15 protein-coding genes are annotated in these 17552 nt (G+C 45.5%); 8 read left to right on the top strand and 7 right to left on the bottom strand.

The features are described from left to right. Window positions 1-132 precede the first annotated feature (132 nt). Complete coding sequence (locus ACED48_RS09585) at window positions 133-1506, top strand: carbohydrate porin (RefSeq protein ID WP_017054884.1); 1374 nt, start codon at window positions 133-135, stop codon at window positions 1504-1506. A 135-nt stretch (window positions 1507-1641) separates the two neighbouring features. Here the strand turns inward: ACED48_RS09585 and ACED48_RS09580 are convergent, their stop codons facing one another. Beyond that, on the bottom strand, window positions 1642-2628 hold the full coding sequence (locus ACED48_RS09580) for a LacI family DNA-binding transcriptional regulator (protein WP_017054883.1): 987 nt from the start codon (window positions 2626-2628) through the stop codon (window positions 1642-1644). Between the two features lie 234 nt (window positions 2629-2862). Here ACED48_RS09580 and ACED48_RS09575 point away from each other — a divergent pair, with 234 nt between their 5' ends. From ACED48_RS09575 to ACED48_RS09565, 3 genes are all read left to right on the top strand, one after another. After that, complete coding sequence (locus ACED48_RS09575; RefSeq protein ID WP_017054882.1) at window positions 2863-4302, top strand: sucrose-specific PTS transporter subunit IIBC; 1440 nt, start codon at window positions 2863-2865, stop codon at window positions 4300-4302. A gap of 179 nt (window positions 4303-4481) precedes the next feature. Further along, the gene (locus ACED48_RS09570; RefSeq protein WP_017054881.1) at window positions 4482-5441 is read left to right on the top strand and encodes an aminoimidazole riboside kinase; all 960 of its coding nucleotides are present in this window, start codon (window positions 4482-4484) and stop codon (window positions 5439-5441) included. Further along, window positions 5438-6883 (top strand): sucrose-6-phosphate hydrolase, encoded by a 1446-nt coding sequence (locus tag ACED48_RS09565; RefSeq protein ID WP_017054880.1) that lies wholly within the window; start codon window positions 5438-5440, stop codon window positions 6881-6883. The genes ACED48_RS09570 and ACED48_RS09565 overlap by 4 nt, the downstream gene beginning before the upstream one ends. A 143-nt stretch (window positions 6884-7026) precedes the next feature. Here the strand turns inward: ACED48_RS09565 and ACED48_RS09560 are convergent, their stop codons facing one another. Then, entirely contained in the window at window positions 7027-8469 is a 1443-nt protein-coding gene (locus tag ACED48_RS09560; RefSeq protein WP_017054879.1) for an N-acylglucosamine 2-epimerase, read from the bottom strand. A gap of 306 nt (window positions 8470-8775) precedes the next feature. Here ACED48_RS09560 and ACED48_RS09555 point away from each other — a divergent pair, with 306 nt between their 5' ends. Both ACED48_RS09555 and ACED48_RS09550 read left to right on the top strand, forming a co-directional pair. Next, a complete protein-coding gene (locus ACED48_RS09555) occupies window positions 8776-9324 on the top strand; it encodes a DUF2975 domain-containing protein (RefSeq protein WP_029626760.1) in 549 nt (182 codons plus the stop codon). 10 nt (window positions 9325-9334) lie between these two features. Next, window positions 9335-9568 carry a helix-turn-helix transcriptional regulator gene (locus ACED48_RS09550; RefSeq protein ID WP_017054877.1) on the top strand — a complete coding sequence of 78 codons (234 nt, stop codon included), beginning with the start codon at window positions 9335-9337 and terminating at the stop codon, window positions 9566-9568. A 77-nt stretch (window positions 9569-9645) separates the two neighbouring features. On the opposite strand, the gene ACED48_RS09545 is transcribed toward ACED48_RS09550, so the two are convergent. Beyond that, window positions 9646-10293 carry a glutathione S-transferase family protein gene (locus ACED48_RS09545; RefSeq protein WP_017054876.1) on the bottom strand — a complete coding sequence of 216 codons (648 nt, stop codon included), beginning with the start codon at window positions 10291-10293 and terminating at the stop codon, window positions 9646-9648. Window positions 10294-10391: 98 nt separating this feature from the next. Between ACED48_RS09545 and ACED48_RS09540 the strand changes: the two genes are divergently transcribed. Continuing rightward, a complete protein-coding gene (locus ACED48_RS09540; protein ID WP_017054875.1) occupies window positions 10392-11243 on the top strand; it encodes a LysR family transcriptional regulator in 852 nt (283 codons plus the stop codon). An 18-nt stretch (window positions 11244-11261) separates the two neighbouring features. Here the strand turns inward: ACED48_RS09540 and ACED48_RS09535 are convergent, their stop codons facing one another. Further along, on the bottom strand, window positions 11262-13049 hold the full coding sequence (locus ACED48_RS09535; RefSeq protein WP_017054874.1) for a sigma-54-dependent Fis family transcriptional regulator: 1788 nt from the start codon (window positions 13047-13049) through the stop codon (window positions 11262-11264). 327 nt (window positions 13050-13376) lie between these two features. On the opposite strand from ACED48_RS09535, the gene ACED48_RS09530 reads away from it, so the two are divergent. Then, entirely contained in the window at window positions 13377-14897 is a 1521-nt protein-coding gene (locus ACED48_RS09530) for an aldehyde dehydrogenase family protein (RefSeq protein WP_017054873.1), read from the top strand. Between the two features lie 143 nt (window positions 14898-15040). Here the strand turns inward: ACED48_RS09530 and ACED48_RS09525 are convergent, their stop codons facing one another. The 3 genes from ACED48_RS09525 to fghA all read right to left on the bottom strand — a co-directional run bounded on the left by ACED48_RS09525 (window position 15041) and on the right by fghA (window position 17430). Further along, window positions 15041-15778 (bottom strand): NUDIX domain-containing protein, encoded by a 738-nt coding sequence (locus tag ACED48_RS09525; protein ID WP_017054872.1) that lies wholly within the window; start codon window positions 15776-15778, stop codon window positions 15041-15043. 187 nt (window positions 15779-15965) lie between these two features. Further along, entirely contained in the window at window positions 15966-16367 is a 402-nt protein-coding gene (locus tag ACED48_RS09520; protein ID WP_017054871.1) for a hypothetical protein, read from the bottom strand. Between the two features lie 223 nt (window positions 16368-16590). Then, a complete protein-coding gene (gene fghA, locus ACED48_RS09515; protein ID WP_017054870.1) occupies window positions 16591-17430 on the bottom strand; it encodes an S-formylglutathione hydrolase in 840 nt (279 codons plus the stop codon). Window positions 17431-17552 lie beyond the last annotated feature (122 nt).

Here is a 17552-nt window from a genome sequence, read left to right as displayed (position 1 = left end):
ATCAACACGACTGATTTCTATTTCTTCTTCGATAAAGAGCTTGTACATCAAAAGTATAGGCCTAAATGCGCTTACGAATTATTTTGGGAACGTTTGCAAGTAATCTAAAACAATTAACGTGAGAACATAAGAATGAAATTACACACTTTAGCTGTTGCTGTAACAATGGGGCTAATGACTACATCGGTATTAGCAAGTGAAGACGTTGCAGCATTAGAGCAACGTATTAATGAATTAGAACAAAGGGTTGCACAAACAGAGCAGGTCTCCACCGAGGCCAATGAAAAGGCTTCTTCGTTTGAGTTTCACGGCTATGCTCGCTCTGGGTTATTGATCAACGACGACCTAAACGGCGCGACAGGCACTGGACCTTACATGACGGCGGCTGGTGCCATTGGTGCTCCAATTGGACGTCTTGGTGTTGAAGATGATCATTACGTTGAAGCGAACTTGATTCATAAGCGCTTTGCGGATGATGGCTCTAGTGCCTTATTTCGTATCATGTTAGCCGATAGTACTGAGACAAATAACGAGTGGACTGCCAGCGAAAGCCAGTTGAATGTTCGACAGGTGTATTCAGAGCTGAATCGCCTGAGTATGTTCTCTGAATCCGAAGCGTTTTCTGAAGCAACGTTCTGGGCAGGTAAACGATTCGATCGCGACAATTTTGATATTCACTTTTTCGACTCGGATATTGTCTTCTTATCAGGTACTGGTGCAGGCGTTTACGATGTTCAGATGAGCGACAACTGGAAAGCGAATTTCTCTATTTATGGCCGAGATTTTGGTGAGATTGATAGCTCATCAACAGACGTAGAAAACTACATTGCAACCATGAATAACCGTATTGGCCAATGGCAAGTGATGTTGAGCAGCATGACCTCAGCAGACAACGATAGCCGTTTAAATGGCGCAGCTGAAAACGGTGTACACGCAATGTTTGCGTACCATGGAGACAACTTCTTTGGTGTGAGCGAAGGCTTCTCTAAAACGGGTATATTAGTGGGTAGCGGCCTTGGTGCAGAGCTAAAAGGCATCGGCTCAAATGGTGATTTACTGGATGATGCAAAAGCCGTTCGCCTGTTTAGCTACGGTGTCACTCGTATTGGCGACAACTGGCGCTTAGCACCTGCATTAATGGCAGAGTATAGCCAAGACCGTCTGAAGAAGAATGACGAGTTCACATGGGCCTCTTTAAACGTTCGATTAGCTCAAGAGTTCACAGAGAACTTTGAGATGGTTTACGAAGGTTCATTGCAGTACATGGATTTAGACAACGCGACCGAGCAAGCGAGCGGTGGTTTCTACAAGGCAACAGTTGCACCAACACTGAAGCTTTCAACCAGCACTGGCTTTTTTGACCGACCAGAATTGCGTTTCGCTGTGAGCTATGTGGATTGGAGTGAAGACCTGAATGGTTACTCGATCAGCACTGAAGCAGATGCTGCAACGATGGGAGAGGGCGGCGAGGTTCTGTTTGCACTGCAGATGGAAACTTGGTTCTAATTGCTTGAGATATCGTTTAGATAGAGAGTGTTAATCATGATGTGATCGTCGCATCATCAAATGCCAACCTTATCGTTTCAACTCGAAGGTTGGCATTTTTTTATCTTGGGAGCACTTGATCTCTGAAATAAACCGTTAGCAAGATTCTCTTTCAATGGTGCTAAAAGTCAGCACCATCTTACTCATTTCAAAGCCTTTTTTCTCAATACGGTCGAGCAGAAGCTTAGCTCCATTTTCTCCCGCTTTATCAAACGCATAGTTAAACGTAGACAGCGTTGGTGTGCATACTGAAGCGAGCTCATCGTCACCCACACCGAGCACCAAGACATCCTTTCCTGGAACGAGGCCCGCTTCCTGAATGGCTCTGATCGCACCGATTGCGATACGGTCAGTGGCGCAGAACAGGCCGTCGAGCTGTGTGTGCTCCTTTAGAGACTGTTTAGCCAGTTGGTAACCTGATTCTATGGTGAAGTCGCCGCGGGCGTGAAATTGCAGTGTGAGGTCGTTGAATTGAAGTGATTGAGCGAAGCCTTCTGATCTCATCTTATCAACCGCAATATCATCGCCTTGCACGCCAATAAACCCCATATACTTACAACCTTTCGCGATGAGGCGGTTGCCCGCTTCAAACCCTACGCGATTGTCGTCGTGCACAATACTTGGGATGTTAAACATCGAACCGTCTTGACCAACCAATACCACTGGCACTGCAGAGCTTTGAATGGATTTGACTAATTGGTTGTCGAGGTGGGTTGCGTACAGGATGATGCCTTCAACACGTTTTTGGTTAAATATCTGAATGTATTCAAGTTCTTTATGGTGCGTTTGGTGCGTGCTCGCTAGTAAAACATGCTTGCCCGCTTGCTCTAATACTGCGGTTAAACCATCGACACCTTGAGAGGTGGCGTGGGAAGAAACCCTAGGAACAATCACGCCAACCAGGTTGGTTTTCTGAGACTTTAAGTCTTTAGCGACTTGGTTTGGGAGATAGCCACACTCTTCAACCGCTTTACGCACCTTCACCTTGGTCGCGTCTTTTACGCCATACTCATCATTGATTACTCTTGAAACCGTCGACTTGGAAACTCCAGCGAGACGAGCGACATCATGAAGACTAGCCATTATTCATTATCCAATTGTAATTTTAGTTTTGGGATTGTTTGCAAACAGAGCATCAAATTTACCTGTTATTAGGGGATTTTAACCCTGTCTTCTTATCCTAGGGAGATAATTTGAAGATCATTCTCACAGTATTGAGCCGTTATCTTTGATCATTTGTTATTTCTAAGCAAAAATTTGTTTTGCAAACGTTCCCGAAAATTCAAAAGCTCAAATGATAATCCAATGGGGTATGTAATGAATTATCCAAAAATAGCAAAAGAGCTGCTTTCTCTATTAGGTGGTAAAAGTAATATCACCGCACTTGCACACTGTGCGACTCGTCTGCGTCTTGCAGTAGCAGACCAAGATAAAATTGATGAACAGGCGATTGATAACCTAGAAGGGGTCAAGGGCCAGTTTAAAGTGGCGGGCCAATATCAGATCATCTTTGGTTCAGGTATTGTTAACCAAGTTTATGCTGAGCTGGCTAAGCTGACTGAAATGACGGAAATGTCGACCAACGATGTGGCGTCTGCGGGTGCTGACAACCAAAATATCTTGCAGCGTGCAGTGAAAGGTTTGTCTGATATTTTTGTACCAATCATTCCGGCGATTGTTGCTGGTGGTCTGTTGATGGGTATCTACAACCTGTTGACGGCTCAAGGCTTGTTCATTGATGGCAAATCTCTAATCGACGCTAATCCGGGTTTGACCGACTTAGCGAACATGATCAATACATTTGCTAATGCCCCTTTTGTGTACTTACCTATTTTATTAGCATTTTCAGCGAGTAAGAAGTTTGGTGGTAACCCATACCTTGGCGCGGCTTTAGGTATGTTGATGGTTCACCCAGACCTGCTGAACGGCTGGGGCTTTGGTGGCGCATCAGTATCGGGCAGCATTCCAGTTTGGAACATTCTAGGTTTTGAAATCGAGAAAGTGGGCTATCAAGGTTCAGTGCTGCCCGTTCTTGTCTCTGCGTTTATTCTAGCAAAAGTTGAGCTTGGCCTACGTAAAGTTATTCCTTCGGTTTTGGATAACTTGCTAACGCCGCTACTGGCTATTTTCGTGACTGGTCTACTGACATTCACGGTTGTGGGTCCATTTACACGTGATATCGGCTTCCTACTGGGTGACGGTCTTAACTGGCTATACAACAGCGCTGGCTTCATTGGTGGTGCGGTGTTTGGTTTGATTTATGCGCCGTTCGTTATTACTGGTATGCACCATAGCTTTATTGCTATTGAAACTCAGCTGCTTGCGGATATCGCAACGACTGGCGGTACGTTTATCTTCCCTATCGCGGCGATGTCTAACGTGTCACAAGGTGCAGCGGCACTGGCGGTTGGGTTCATGAGTAAAGATAAGAAAATGAAAGGTATCGCGATTCCTTCTGGTGTGACTGGTTTGCTTGGTATTACTGAGCCTGCAATGTTCGGTGTGAACTTGAAGCTTCGCTATCCATTCATTGCTGCGGTTTGTGCAGCTGCGGTTTCAAGCGCATTTATCACCATGTTCAATGTGAAAGCACAAGCACTGGGTGCTGCTGGTATTCCAGGTATCATCTCAATATCACCAGAAAAAATCGGTTACTACGTGGTCGGCATGATTATCGCGTTCGTGACTGCCTTTGCACTGACCGTTGTTTTAGGTCTGCGCGAGCGTAATAAACAAAACATTAAAGCAACGGCTTAACGTTTCTCCCTAGAAGTGAAGTCCCCCTTTTCACTTCATTTCCTAAGCTTTGGGGTGCTAGCTAGGTGATTTGTCTTAGCTAGCCTTTTTATATTTTTACATGACAGCGTGAAGTGTCACCTTGCTTTTGGTTGCTACTGCTTTCGATTGTCATGATTTTCAGTTTTAAGGTAAGAAAGATGAATCAAGTTTGGGTAACTGGAGACGCCGTCGTCGACCTCATTCCGGAGACTGACGCGACATTATTGAAATGTCCGGGCGGTGCGCCTGCCAATGTCGCGGTAGCGATTTCTCGCCTTTTAGGCAAAAGCGCATTTTTCGGCCGAGTGGGTAACGATCCGTTTGGCACCTTTATGGAAGTGACTTTGCAAAACGAAGGTGTGAATACCGAACGTTTGGTGAAGGACTTTGAACAACGCACATCAACTGTGGTGGTGGACCTTGATGACCAAGGCGAACGCAGCTTTACGTTTATGGTGAAGCCAAGTGCAGACCAGTTTATGTCTGTGGATGATATTCCCGAGTTTAAGAAAAATGAGTGGCTACACGTTTGCTCAATCTCTCTGGCTAATGAGCCAAGTCGAAGCAGTACCTTTAAAGCCATTCGACGCATGAAAGCCGCAGGCGGGTACATCAGCTTCGATCCAAACCTTCGTGATGAAGTGTGGCAAAACCCATCTGAAATAAAATCTGTTGTCATGAAAGCGGTTGAGTTGGCGGATGTGGTTAAATTCTCTGAAGAAGAGTTGGATTTCTTAACCGGTTCAACTTCGATGGAGCAAGGTTTGGCTCATATTGCAGATCTTAACAACATGCTTGTTCTGGTTACACAGGGCGCGAAAGGCGTTTGGCGAGTATTTGAAAACCAAGGTGTGTTGATTTCAGGTCGCTCAGTGACGCCAGTGGATACTACAGGCGCAGGCGATGCTTTTGTTGGCGGCTTACTTGCAAAGCTTTCTCAACATGATGAGTGGATTAATCAACAAGTCGTTGATTCTGCAATCCAGTGGGCGAATGGGTGTGGTGCTTTGGCAACCACGCAAAAAGGTGCGATGACCGCACTTCCAACGCAAGAGGCTCTCACTCAGTTTGTTCAAAAAGACTCTTCAAATACGAATGCCGTCGAGGAGAGTGTATGAGTTTGAATTCGAACTGGACGGTAGAGCAAAGATATCGTCGTATAGAAGAGATTTCACAAGACAGCATTGATGAGATGGTCAATCTTCGCAAACAAGACGCTGGCTATCCGAGCTACCATATTGCGCCTAAGTTTGGCCTGCTCAATGATCCGAATGGCCTGTGTTTCTTTAATGGTGAACACCACCTATTCTACCAATGGACGCCGGTTGGTCCTGTCCATGGTATGAAGTATTGGTACCACCTTTCTACTAAAGACTTCATTCATTTTGAAGACCACGGCATTGGCCTACACCCAGACCAAGATTACGACTCTCACGGAGTTTATTCTGGTGGCGCATTGGTTGAAAACGACAATGCATTGTTGTTCTTTACGGGTAACAAGCGCGATGAAAATTGGCTGCGAATACCAACTCAATGTTTTGCCAAGATGTCTGCTGACGGCAAAATAGAAAAGCACGGCGTGGTTATCGAAAACGATCACTACACCGAACATTTCCGCGACCCAAAAGTGTGGAAACAGGGCGACGATTATTTGATGGTTGTGGGTGCTCAAACTCCTCAAGAGACTGGCTCAATGGCACTGTATCGCAGCCGAGACCTGATGAATTGGCAGCACAAAGGTCCAATTCAAACTTGTTACAACAACCTTGGTTATATGTGGGAGTGCCCTGATTTCTTTGAAATAGATAATCAGTCGGTGATGCTATTTTCTCCGCAAGGCGTGTCTAGTGAAAACCCATACGACTTCAAAAATATCTATTCAGTGGCTTACATTTTGGGTGACCGCCTGAACCTAGATACGGCGGAACTGGAAAACCATCAAGACATCGCACAGCCAGATTACGGCTTTGATTTCTACGCACCACAGACTTACTTAGATGATAAAGGCCGTCGCATTTTGATTGCTTGGATTGGTCTGCCTGAGATTGATACTCCTTCTAATGCGTATCAGTGGGCGGGCATGTTGTCATTACCACGCGAACTTCAAATCCAAGATGGCTATCTTATTCAGTCTGCTTTACCTGAATTGAAAGCGCTACAGGGTGAAGCGGTTACGGTTGAAAATGTTCTTGAACTGGATACAACCAGCTTTATGGTTGAGCTCGAAACGGATACGGACGAGTTTGAGTTTACACTTGCCAATGCTACGGGCGATAACATCGTGTTCAGTGCCATTGATACGGAATTCACTCTGGATCGCAGCAATATGTCTAAACTCTACGCTGAAGAGTTTGGGTGTGTGAGAAAGGCGCCGAGGTTGAGCACCAAGCAAACCATCGAGGTTTATGTTGACAAGTCGGTCATCGAAATCTTCATCAATGGTGGTAAACACACAATGACTAGCCGCTTCTTCATTGATGATTTAAGTATGCTGTCCATCAAAGGTGACGTAAAAACCGTTTATCGTTCAATGAGCCCAATTAAAGGGCTAGACGACTAAACTCAGATTATTTCCATTAAAATTGCCGCTGCTCGACTGCGGCTTTTGTTTGGGTTTGCGATATCACTATTGTGTTAACTCTTTGACCTTGTCCATTCCCCATTGCCCTGCATCTCAAGTCCATTTAGAGCAAACAACTAACGCTAAGGTCGAATGTTTTTGAAACTGACCTTCTGCGTTCCATCGTTTAGGTTATCCAACTTAACCACATCCCCATGGTAGTAATACGGTTCCATTGGCATCTCGCTGTTGGTTGGCCTTGCGTAATGTAATACTGCTGGCTTCGCGTCAACTTGCTGAGCGAACAAATAGCCAATCAGCGCATGTTCAAACTGGTGATAACCATTACCCCAATGGAAAGCCTTGGTGCGCTTAGGATCAAGCCCCACGCCGCCGTATTTGTGGTCGACCCAAATATCATGAAAGGTCGGTAGGGTATATTGTAATACGTCTTTCATTGAAGCATCGACCAGCGAAACCGTCATTGCTGCTTGATCAAGCTCGGCCCATTCCCATGATGACGCCCAATTAGTGTTTGGCCTGCTTTGCCAACCTGTAATCTCTTGCCCTTTCCACGCATTCTGAAGTTCCTCGCCAAAATATTGGGAGACGTTCACGAACTCTTTCTGGTATTGAGCTTGCTCTAAGGTGTGTTTCATCCCTTTGATGCCAAATTGCGACCATTCAGAGTTATTCAATGTTTGGCCGGTAAGGTAAGTCATCCAATACGCTTTGATGGTGTGCCCAAAATCATTGTGATTAGCATTCGGCATCATCGCTGCTTTGTCGTGAATAGCCCCGTAGAAGCGTTGTTCATCTTCAGAATGGTATTTGTTAATCATGGATTGCGTGAGCCAGTTTAAGTCATCAAGCCATTTTGATTTGACGGGCTCTTTGAGCAGAGGTACGACGAGCAACAGGTAGCCATTAATTTGATCAAGTTGTGCAACCAGTTCACGTCGTTTTGCACTGCCATCTTCACCGTCAGCAAGTACCCAAGCAAGTCCGCTGTTGTCGCTAAGTCGATATTTATCAAAGATAAAAGCTTGTTGTGCGATGAGTGCTTCTTCTGCCTTTTTGTCTTGAGTCAGGTAGTAGTACATGGCAAGGCCAACCAGCGCATACGCTTGATCTTGAGAAGTACGTTGCTGCCAACTCTGGCCTACTTTTCCTTCTTTTGTGTAGCCGATAAAGCCGCCGTTTTGCTTATCTTCTAGCTGATCAATGATGTAGTAGGCTCCTTGTTTGGCAAGCGCTAACGCCTGCTTATCACCAGTAAGGTGGTAGAGCACGCCATAGGCATAAGTTTGACGTGACTTCATCCGCGTAAACTCTTTGCCGAAGTGGGGAGTGATCCAGCCTCTGTCTAATTCAGGACACACATCAGAAACATCGAGCAATGTTCCATCATCACAACGGAAAGTTGGGAAGTTGCCTATCGGTTCTCCCTGAGCGCTCGGCATTAGCCAGTATGGTGCGAGCCCTTCTGAAGTATGATTGATCCAGTCTTCTCCAGAGGGAAGGGTGACATTGGCAGATACAGCGAAACTGGTCACGCTTAATAATGCGATGGTTGCTCGTAACATGATGTTTATCTTAATTATTTGAGTTTCGTTGAATATAAACAATCACATCTACACATTGTGATTAGGCGATCACAATCGATCAAATGATTAGGAAGTAAATGGAGGTCTGATGAAAATGGATTATTGGGTTGGAGCTTTTAGAACCCGGAGGTTGTCATCTCATTCTATTGATAGAACGCATACTAGATTGGCTTTATTTTACCAAACTCAAATCGATATAAAATTATCGCTTATCGATAATTTTTTGTTGATTATCATTTGTTTCGATCTTAATATCCCCTTAGTCAATTCAACAGGAATCTAAGTATGTCCAACATCCAAAAACAAAGCCGACGCGTACGTATGCTATTGCAATCCCTTTTTGTACTTACCCCTATAATGGTGTGCTACTTCTGGCTAACAGTTGAGACTCCCTATGACTTTATTAGTGCGACGGGCATTTTTTATCTTACCTACGACATAGGGTATTTCACGATGTTACCGCTCGCTATGACAACAAGAATCGTTGCTGCGTTCACAAGCTTATTGATGTCGAGCATCCTTATGTACGCATTGATGGTTCTGATACGTTTATTCCGTAACTATGAGCGAGGTGAAATCTTCTCTTTAGAAAACGCAATGTCCTACCAGAAGCTCGGATATAGCCTGTTTTATTGGGTTTTAGGTTCAATTATCTATGGTTCATTGATGTCAGTGATTCTGTCGTTCAATAATCCACCAGGTGAACGTATCTTTGAGATTAGTTTTGTTGGTATGGACTTTTTAACACTGATATTGGGTATAATTATTTTGATCATCTCATGGGTGATGAAAGAAGGTTATATCCTGGCTGACGAACATAGCCAAACCATTTAAAGGACTTGTCATGACTATCCGCATTAATTTAGACATTATGATGGCCAAACGAAAAATGCGATTGAAGACATTGGCAAAAGAAGTTGGGATTACTGAAGCCAACTTATCAGTATTAAAAAATGGTAAAGCCAAAGCGGTAAGGCTATCGACACTCGATAAGCTGTGTGAAGTTTTAGAGTGCCAACCTGGTGATATTTTGGAGTTTGAACCGAATGATCATCAAGACAGCGTTGCTGAAGAATAGCCGGTAAGGAAATCGCTTTCTAATCATCTAATAATGAATGAGTCTCGATGCCCTTATCGAGACTCATTGCTAACTATTTATACAGTCTCGCCTGCCTCATCCTCTTCAACCACATCGGTTTCTAAGCTTGCCTCTGCCAGCCATTTTTGTATTGATGTGCTGTTAAGCACACGTTGTTGATACCGCGATGCCTTCTCTGAAAGCTGGATGCCATAGGTTTCTACGCGCAATGCCACAGGTGCAAACATCGCATCGGCAATCGACCATTCACCAAACAACCATCCTTCAGGGTATTGTTCCATTTGCGTTGACCATATTACATCAATACGTGCGATGTCTTTCAGTGCATCTTCACTGAGTGAGAGCTTTCGTTGTGCGCGGCAGTTCATCGGCATTTCATTTCTGACGGCAAAGAACCCGGAGTGCATCTCAGCAGAAATGGCTCGGGCACGAGCGCGCTCTTTGGTGGATTTTGGCCATGCAGCACCGTCTAAGTGGGCGTCGTTAACGTATTCGAGAATGGCCAATGAATCCCACACTGCAACATCACCATCAACTAGGGTTGGAACCTTAGCTGTTGGCGTCACTTTCGCCAGAGTGTCGTAGAAATCAGAGGTGAAAAGCTTGAGCTTAATGACTTCTGGATTCAGGTTGTAGTTGTCGAATATCAGCCATGCGCGCAGTGACCAAGTTGAGTAGTTCTGGTTTCCAATATAAAGCTGCATAGGGGCTTCCTTGCGTTTAGTGAGTGTGCTTTTGAGCTTAGGGGATTGTATTGCGAGGCACTAACGGATAATTTTGATGCAATACATTAATAAAAACGATGGGTGGTGATTTCAATATGGACATTGATGCGTTGCGAGGCTTTCTCGCGTTTGTAGAAACCACTAGCTTTACGCGTGCCGCGAAACAGATTAATCGCACCCAGTCGGCATTCAGCGCTCAGATGCGTAAGTTGGAAGAAGAGCTCAACGTGACTCTTTTCCAAAAAGAAGGGCGAAATTTAATACTGACTGAGGCTGGCTTAGCGCTGCGTTCTCATGCCGAACAGTTGGTCGCCCTCCACAATACCGCGCTAAAGCAAGTAAAGCGTTATGAGGACAAACAACCTCTGCGACTCGGCTGCCCTGAAGACTATAACGACACCATTCTGCCGAAAGTGATTCGCCTGTTACAGCAAGCAGAGCCTACGTGCTCAATCCAAATATTCAGCCTACCCAGCATTACGCTCAGAGAGTGGCTGGATGATGGCCGTTTAGATGCGGCGATTGTCACTCGAGCACCCGACAGCGAAGAGGGGCATTGGCTCACCAGTGATATTGGGGTTTGGATTAGTAGCCCTGATTATGCGTTTGATGGTTCTAAGCCAGTTCCATTAGCCTTGTTTCAAACGGACTGTAAATATCACGCTGCAGCAGTGAATGGTTTAACTAAGCAAGGTACGCCTTATCAGTTATTGGCGTGCAGTAATACGGCGTCAGCGCAGCGAGCGATCGTTAAAGCCGGATTAGCCATTGGTGCAATGGGTAAGCTCAGCGTGACTTCTGATTTGAAAATTCTTGATGATATGCCGCCGTTACCTTCGGTCGATATTGTGTTGATCTTAGCGAGTAAACATCATCCAGTGTTGGACAAAGAAGTGCTCAATCAACTTGTGGAGTTGGATTCTGAGTAGCTTAGATTCCTTTTCCTACTAAAGAATTCCCAAGCTTTTCAGTTTTCGATAAATGGTATTGCGGCTGATGCCGAGTATTCGCGAAGTCTTGCTGATGTTGCCTTGGTTCGCTTGATACGTTTGCAATAAGGTTTCTTCAACGGTACTTCTTAAATCGTTATTCGATGTACCTTTTATGGTATTAGGAGTCATTAGCTGATGCTGATTATCGTGTGCTAATGACGTCAGATGTTGAGCAAGGTGGCTTGGCACATGTTCTAGCGTGAGTTGTGGTTCATCACTCGCCAGTAAAGCCGCGACCTTGAGTAGATTATCTAATTCGCGGATATTGCCCGGCCAAGCGTAAGCGGACAGTAAGCTCATCAAGTGAGGGCAGATTGTCTGTTCGTCTTCGGCGTATTTACGATGAATGTGCTCGATTAAGGCGTGTTTGTCTTGTCGGTGTTGTAGGCTTGGCAAAGTGAAGGCTAAGCCGTTCAAGCGGTAGTACAAGTCTTGCCTAAACTCACCTGTCGAAACTAACTGTTCTAGGTTTTTATGAGTGGCAGCGATGATCTGACAATCGACTTGGTAGCTCTGATTTGAACCCACGGGCACCACTGATTTATCTTGCAGAACATGCAGTAATCGACATTGAGCTTCTAACGGCATGTCGGCGATTTCATCCAAAAATAGAATGCCCTTGTCTGCTTGACGGATCTTGCCTTGGAATCCTTTGTGGCTTGCGCCCGTAAAAGCGCCCGGCGCGTAGCCAAACAGCTCAGATTCGATAAGGTCTTTCGGCAGCGCACCGCAGTTTACCGCCACCAAGGGCGACGATTTACGTTGGCTTTGCTTGTGTAATGCTTTAACAAATTCGCCCTTACCAACCCCTGTTTCTCCTAAGATCAACAAGCTGACCCCTTTGTCGATAACCTTGTTGGCTTGCTGCCAAGCGTGTTCTATCTGTTGTTCACCATGGTGCAAATCACACGATGCTGAAATAGAGCGAGTGCGTTTTGCATTTGGTCGTTTGAGGTGCTGTTTCTCAAACACAAAAGGCGTATCTAATGAGGTTCGGTTGAAGAGGGTATCTATGCATTCGCCGACGATCGAGGTTTGATCCAGCAGCTGAGAGGCGACCTGATTGTGCGCGACTACCTCGCCAGCTTCATTGGCTATCACAATTCCTTGCCAACCACTGTGTAGTAAAGATTTCTCACACGCAAGATCGATTCGAGTAGTGCCTTGTGGGATGTGACTCAGTAGTTGGTTCTCAACAAGCTGAACCATATTTTGAACCAGTAATTGGACAGAACTGTCGTGTTGCTGCTGCTCGCTGGTAATGTCTAACACCCCAACCATTTGGCCTTGGTGGTCAAACACCGGGCTTGCTGAACAGCTGATAAACCGATGCTGGTGGATGAAGTGTTGTTCGCCAATGATGGATACTGGTTTCGCTTCAACAATGGCGGTGCCAATCGCGTTAGTACCTTTGAGTTGCTCCTGCCAACAAGCTCCAGAGCTCAGTGCAATTGACGTCAGCTTCTCCTTAAACCTTTCTTGTCCCCAACTTGCCAGAATTACCCCTTCAATGTCCGTCAAAATCAAACGACTGTCAGTGCGTGCAAACATCTGATTAAACAAAGGCAGCGCATTGCATTCGACGATGTTGATTAAGTCAGAAGATTGATGTCGTCGCTGTTTAAGAATCGATTGTGGCAGGCGAATGTCTTCGGGAAGTCGTCTCTGTTTTAGCCCCGCTTCTGTGCTGCGGTGCCAAGAGGACGAAAGCCAATCTGAGGTGTTTGCTTGTTGAAGGTGCATGACTGTTCCATGTCGTAACAGTGAGGGTGTACCAATTTGGAACAGTTGAACACTGGAATGGTTTCCATACGTCCGTTCAATGCCAACTCACTTTGGGTTGTAAACGTTTGGTAATCATAGTTTTACAATTAATTAACAACAAGTTTTGAAGTTCTGGCGTGTGATTTGCGTTGTTAATGTTGTGAAGAAAACATGAAGTATCAGTGTTTTAAACAAAAAGTATAAACATGGGCGTCTTGTCAGGAGTTCTTTTCTCAAGGGGAGCCGCCACAAAAATAAGACAGCTCTAGCTCAATAACGAATATCAAATCGAAGAAGGATCTAACTATGATTTACGCACAGCCGGGTAGTGATAACGCAGTGGTGAACTTTAAAGCACAATACGATAACTTTATCGGTGGTGAGTGGGTTAAGCCTGTTAGCGGCGAGTATTTTGATAACACTTCTCCAGTGAATGGTCAGGTGTATTGCCAAGTGGCGCGCTCAACAGAGGCAGACATTAGCTTGGCACTTGATGCGGCGCATGCTGCTCGTGCTAGTTGGGCGGCGACTAGCGTGACAGATCGCTCCAACATCCTACTTAAAATTGCCGACCGCATTGAAGCGAACCTAGAAGAAATCGCAGTCGCTGAGACGTGGGAAAACGGCAAGCCTGTGCGTGAAACTCTGGCGGCAGATATCCCTTTGGTTGTCGATCACTTCCGTTATTTCGCGGGTTGTATCCGAGCGCAAGAAGGCAGCGCAGCTGAGCTAGATTCAAACACAGCAAGCTACCACTTCCCTGAACCGATTGGTGTCGTAGGGCAGATCATTCCTTGGAACTTCCCGATTTTAATGGCGGCTTGGAAATTGGCTCCTGCACTGGCTGCGGGCTGTTGTGTGGTGATGAAACCCGCCGAGCAAACACCCACATCGATTTTGGTGATGATGGAGAAGATCGCTGATCTTTTGCCAGCAGGCGTCGTAAACATCGTGAATGGTTTTGGTAGCGAAGCGGGTCAAGCATTGGCAACCAGTGATCGTTTGGCTAAATTGGCGTTTACTGGCTCAACTGAAGTTGGACACCATATTCTGAAATGTGCGGCTGAAAGTTTGATTCCATCAACGGTTGAGCTGGGTGGTAAGTCTCCAAATATCTACTTCCCTGATATCTTTAACCATGAAGATGAATACCTAGATAAGTGTGTCGAAGGCATGCTGCTTGCGTTCTTCAACCAAGGTGAAGTGTGTACATGTCCATCGCGTGTGCTGATCCATGAATCGGTGTACGACAAGTTCATTGCCAAGGTGATCGAACGTGCTCAAACCATCAAGCAAGGTAACCCGTTAGACACTGATACTCAGGTTGGCGCACAAGCCTCTAAAGAGCAGTTTGATAAGATTCTGAGCTATCTAGAAATAGGCCGTCAAGAGGGCGCTAAAGTGCTAACCGGTGGTGAAATCGCGCAGCAACCAGATGATCTCGGCAACGGTTACTACATTCAGCCAACCATGTTGGAAGGGCACAACAAGATGCGTGTGTTCCAAGAAGAGATCTTCGGCCCAGTTATCGCAGTAACGACGTTTAAAGACGAAGCAGAAGCGCTAGAGATAGCCAATGACACCGAGTATGGCTTGGGTGCAGGCGTGTGGACGCGTGATGCAAACCTAGCGTATCGCATGGGTCGTAGCATTGAAGCGGGGCGTATTTGGGTGAACTGTTACCACGCGTATCCAGCACATGCCGCGTTCGGAGGTTATAAGAAATCAGGCATTGGTCGTGAGACACATAAAATGATGCTCGATCACTACCAAAATACTAAGAACCTATTGATCAGCTATGATACTAATCCGTTAGGCTTCTTTTAATACAGGTTCGTTTTAAAAGTATGAGAATGAATCATAGGTACAAAGAATAACTAACAACGCAGTAGGCTTAATTAAGAACAACAAAAGCTAGAAACCAAAACGCCCAACTCATTTGAGTTGGGCGTTTTTATGTTTGAATCGCTCTAGCTTTTCGAAAAGAAGATCTCTGGCTTGTGGACAGGGCCATAGTTGCCTTCTAGCTGAGTAAGCTCTAATCCTTGCTTTCCGATCAGAGAACCGACTAATTGGCGGTTAAACGGGTAACTGTCAGGGTTGTTAATATACTCTTCAACATCAATCCATTTTGCCTCTGCAATTTCATCGGTGTCTTGAATCGCAATCTCTTGGGTTTGAGCGATAAGGTGACAAACAAAGTAGAGGTTCGATTTGCCAAACTGATACGGGTGTCTCGTCGCCATGCCAACCACCGAAACAAATGTGGCTTCGATGCCAGTTTCTTCCAATGTCTCCCGAACCACAGATTCTTCAATGCCTTCACCCAACTCAATATGGCCGCCCGGTAATTTGTAGCCAGTCATACCGTGCTCTTTAATCATCAGCACTTGGTTGTGTTCGTTGGTGATCAATGCGCCTGCGCCCAAGGTGTGGGTCGGAATGAAAGGCACAAACTCGACAATCTCGGATTTATGGATCAGCGTAATTTCGTTTTCTAGACAGTTGTGAAACACAAAGCCAAGCTCAGTCGCCACCGGAATAAGGTGCGAGAGGGAAATAGGTAAGCTAATCCAAATAATGCCTTTGTTGTTCTGCTTTGAAAATTCGGTGATCTCGCTGAGTTCGGCATTGAATGAGTCAGCATCGTGAGGCGCTGTTGCTGGGTCGATGATGATGCCGTTAAATTTGTCGAGCGTAAATTCCACGGGTGATCCTTTATTGTTTTTGATTTATAGGGAGTCGAACATAGGTGGAGCTTATAACATCTGTAGGGGTTATGACACCTGCAGAGCTTGTGAGATTTGTTTTGCTTGTGAAGCGGAAGGCTAGAAACAAAAACTGCGCTTGGAAGCCAAAGCGCAGTTTTGAAATCAGGTTTATTGCAATTCGATGTTAGCGGATATAGTTCGCATCAATACTCACGTACCAGTGCTGAAGCTTGCCGTCAGATTTTTTGATCCATAAATCGTTGGTGTAGCTCTCTATCTTGCCGTTAACCGTTAGGTTGAATGTGTTCTCGTCGAATTCGCCAAGCTTCACGAACTGGTCCGTAGTAATCAGAAATGGGTCCATGTCGTCCACGCCAACCACATCAGAAATCAGATAGTAGTGATAAGTAAGCGGCTTGCTCGCATCATTTGGGTTGCTGCGATACGCCACAAGCTTGAACGGTTCCGTTAATGGGACATCAAGCGTTTGCTTGTCCATGGTCGCTGGAATCGGGATAAACAGCCAAGCGGTAAACAGACCGCTCAGTAAAACCATCAGGAAGAAAAGAGTCTTAATTGCTTTCATAGCAACCTTCAAAATAGGTGATGTTGAAGACGCTATGGTAACAGGTTCGATTTGCTGATTGTAAGAGTATGAATAAGTGAAGACATCACCTGTCTGTTAGGAAGTTTGAATGAATTGACACACTGTTCATAACCCTTGGTTTACATTGATGAGTGTAAGCAAATAACAGGAACAAAAAGCCCACACCTCACGCTTTTGCAAGGTGTGGGCTAAATCGGTGTGACTACTTGTTTAGGTAAGCTGCGTGGAACTCAATGTGCTCATCAATAAAGCTAGAGATGAAGAAGTAGCTATGGTCGTAACCTGGCTGCATACGTAGCTCTAAATCGGCATTGGTTACCTTAGCGGCTTCAACTAATTGCTCAGGCTTAAGCTGCTCAATCAGGAAGTTATCGGCTTCGCCTTGGTCAACCAACATTGGCAGCTTAGTGCCTTTGGTTTTTAGAAGCTCAGAAGCATCGTAGTATTTCCACTCTTCAATATCTAAGCCAAGATATTGGTTGAATGCTTTCTGTCCCCAAGGGCATTGCATTGGGTTGGTGATTGGGCTGAATGCAGAGATAGAACGGTAGCTATCTTCGTTCTTGATGCCAATCGTTAGGGCACCGTGTCCGCCCATGCTGTGGCCAGAAATCGACTTCACCGAAGTTACTGGGAAGAAAGACTCAATCAATGCTGGAAGCTCTGTTACCACGTAATCGTACATGTGGTAATGGCTGTCCCATGGTGCTTGAGTGGCATTTACGTAGAAGCCTGCCCCTTGGCCTAAATCGTAGCTTGCGTTGTCGGCAACGCCTTCGCCGCGCGGACTAGTATCGGGCGCGACAATAGCAATACCTTGCTCAGCCGCGGCTTTGAATGCGCCGGCTTTTTGCATGAAGTTTTCATCGGTACAGGTTAAGCCTGATAACCAATACAAAACAGGAACTGGGTTTTCTTTGCTTGCGTTGGGTGGCAAGAAAATCGCAAAACGCATGTTGCAGTCAAGCGTTGCAGAAAAGTGGGTGTATTGTTTGTGCCAACCACCAGCAACCTTTGCTTGGCTAATGTTTTCGATTGTCATCTATTGTGCTCCGTTAGGTTGATGGTTTGGGAGTAAATTTGTCTATATCACTTAAAGTTTCACCACCCACCGGGCAGGAGGTAGTGAAGACAGTTTCGCTCTGATGTTTAAGTCAGAACTGT

It is taken from the genome of Vibrio sp. 5S239 (genome assembly GCF_041439575.1).
GTDB lineage: Bacteria > Pseudomonadota > Gammaproteobacteria > Enterobacterales > Vibrionaceae > Vibrio > Vibrio kanaloae.
This window is presented reverse-complemented; position numbering and strand designations above follow the sequence as displayed.

Excerpts from the sequence above, each read along its gene's own strand:
- ACED48_RS09565 (WP_017054880.1), top strand. The coding sequence starts at position 5,438 with ATGAGTTTGAATTCGAACTGGACGGTAGAGCAAAGATATCGTCGTATA.
- fghA (WP_017054870.1), bottom strand. The coding sequence starts at position 17,430 with ATGACAATCGAAAACATTAGCCAAGCAAAGGTTGCTGGTGGTTGGCAC.
- ACED48_RS09580 (WP_017054883.1), bottom strand. The coding sequence starts at position 2,628 with ATGGCTAGTCTTCATGATGTCGCTCGTCTCGCTGGAGTTTCCAAGTCG.
- ACED48_RS09575 (WP_017054882.1), top strand. The coding sequence starts at position 2,863 with ATGAATTATCCAAAAATAGCAAAAGAGCTGCTTTCTCTATTAGGTGGT.
- ACED48_RS09570 (WP_017054881.1), top strand. The coding sequence starts at position 4,482 with ATGAATCAAGTTTGGGTAACTGGAGACGCCGTCGTCGACCTCATTCCG.
- ACED48_RS09545 (WP_017054876.1), bottom strand. The coding sequence starts at position 10,293 with ATGCAGCTTTATATTGGAAACCAGAACTACTCAACTTGGTCACTGCGC.
- ACED48_RS09530 (WP_017054873.1), top strand. The coding sequence starts at position 13,377 with ATGATTTACGCACAGCCGGGTAGTGATAACGCAGTGGTGAACTTTAAA.
- ACED48_RS09555 (WP_029626760.1), top strand. The coding sequence starts at position 8,776 with ATGTCCAACATCCAAAAACAAAGCCGACGCGTACGTATGCTATTGCAA.
- ACED48_RS09540 (WP_017054875.1), top strand. The coding sequence starts at position 10,392 with ATGGGTGGTGATTTCAATATGGACATTGATGCGTTGCGAGGCTTTCTC.
- ACED48_RS09550 (WP_017054877.1), top strand. The coding sequence starts at position 9,335 with ATGACTATCCGCATTAATTTAGACATTATGATGGCCAAACGAAAAATG.
- ACED48_RS09585 (WP_017054884.1), top strand. The coding sequence starts at position 133 with ATGAAATTACACACTTTAGCTGTTGCTGTAACAATGGGGCTAATGACT.
- ACED48_RS09520 (WP_017054871.1), bottom strand. The coding sequence starts at position 16,367 with ATGAAAGCAATTAAGACTCTTTTCTTCCTGATGGTTTTACTGAGCGGT.
- ACED48_RS09560 (WP_017054879.1), bottom strand. The coding sequence starts at position 8,469 with ATGTTACGAGCAACCATCGCATTATTAAGCGTGACCAGTTTCGCTGTA.
- ACED48_RS09535 (WP_017054874.1), bottom strand. The coding sequence starts at position 13,049 with ATGCACCTTCAACAAGCAAACACCTCAGATTGGCTTTCGTCCTCTTGG.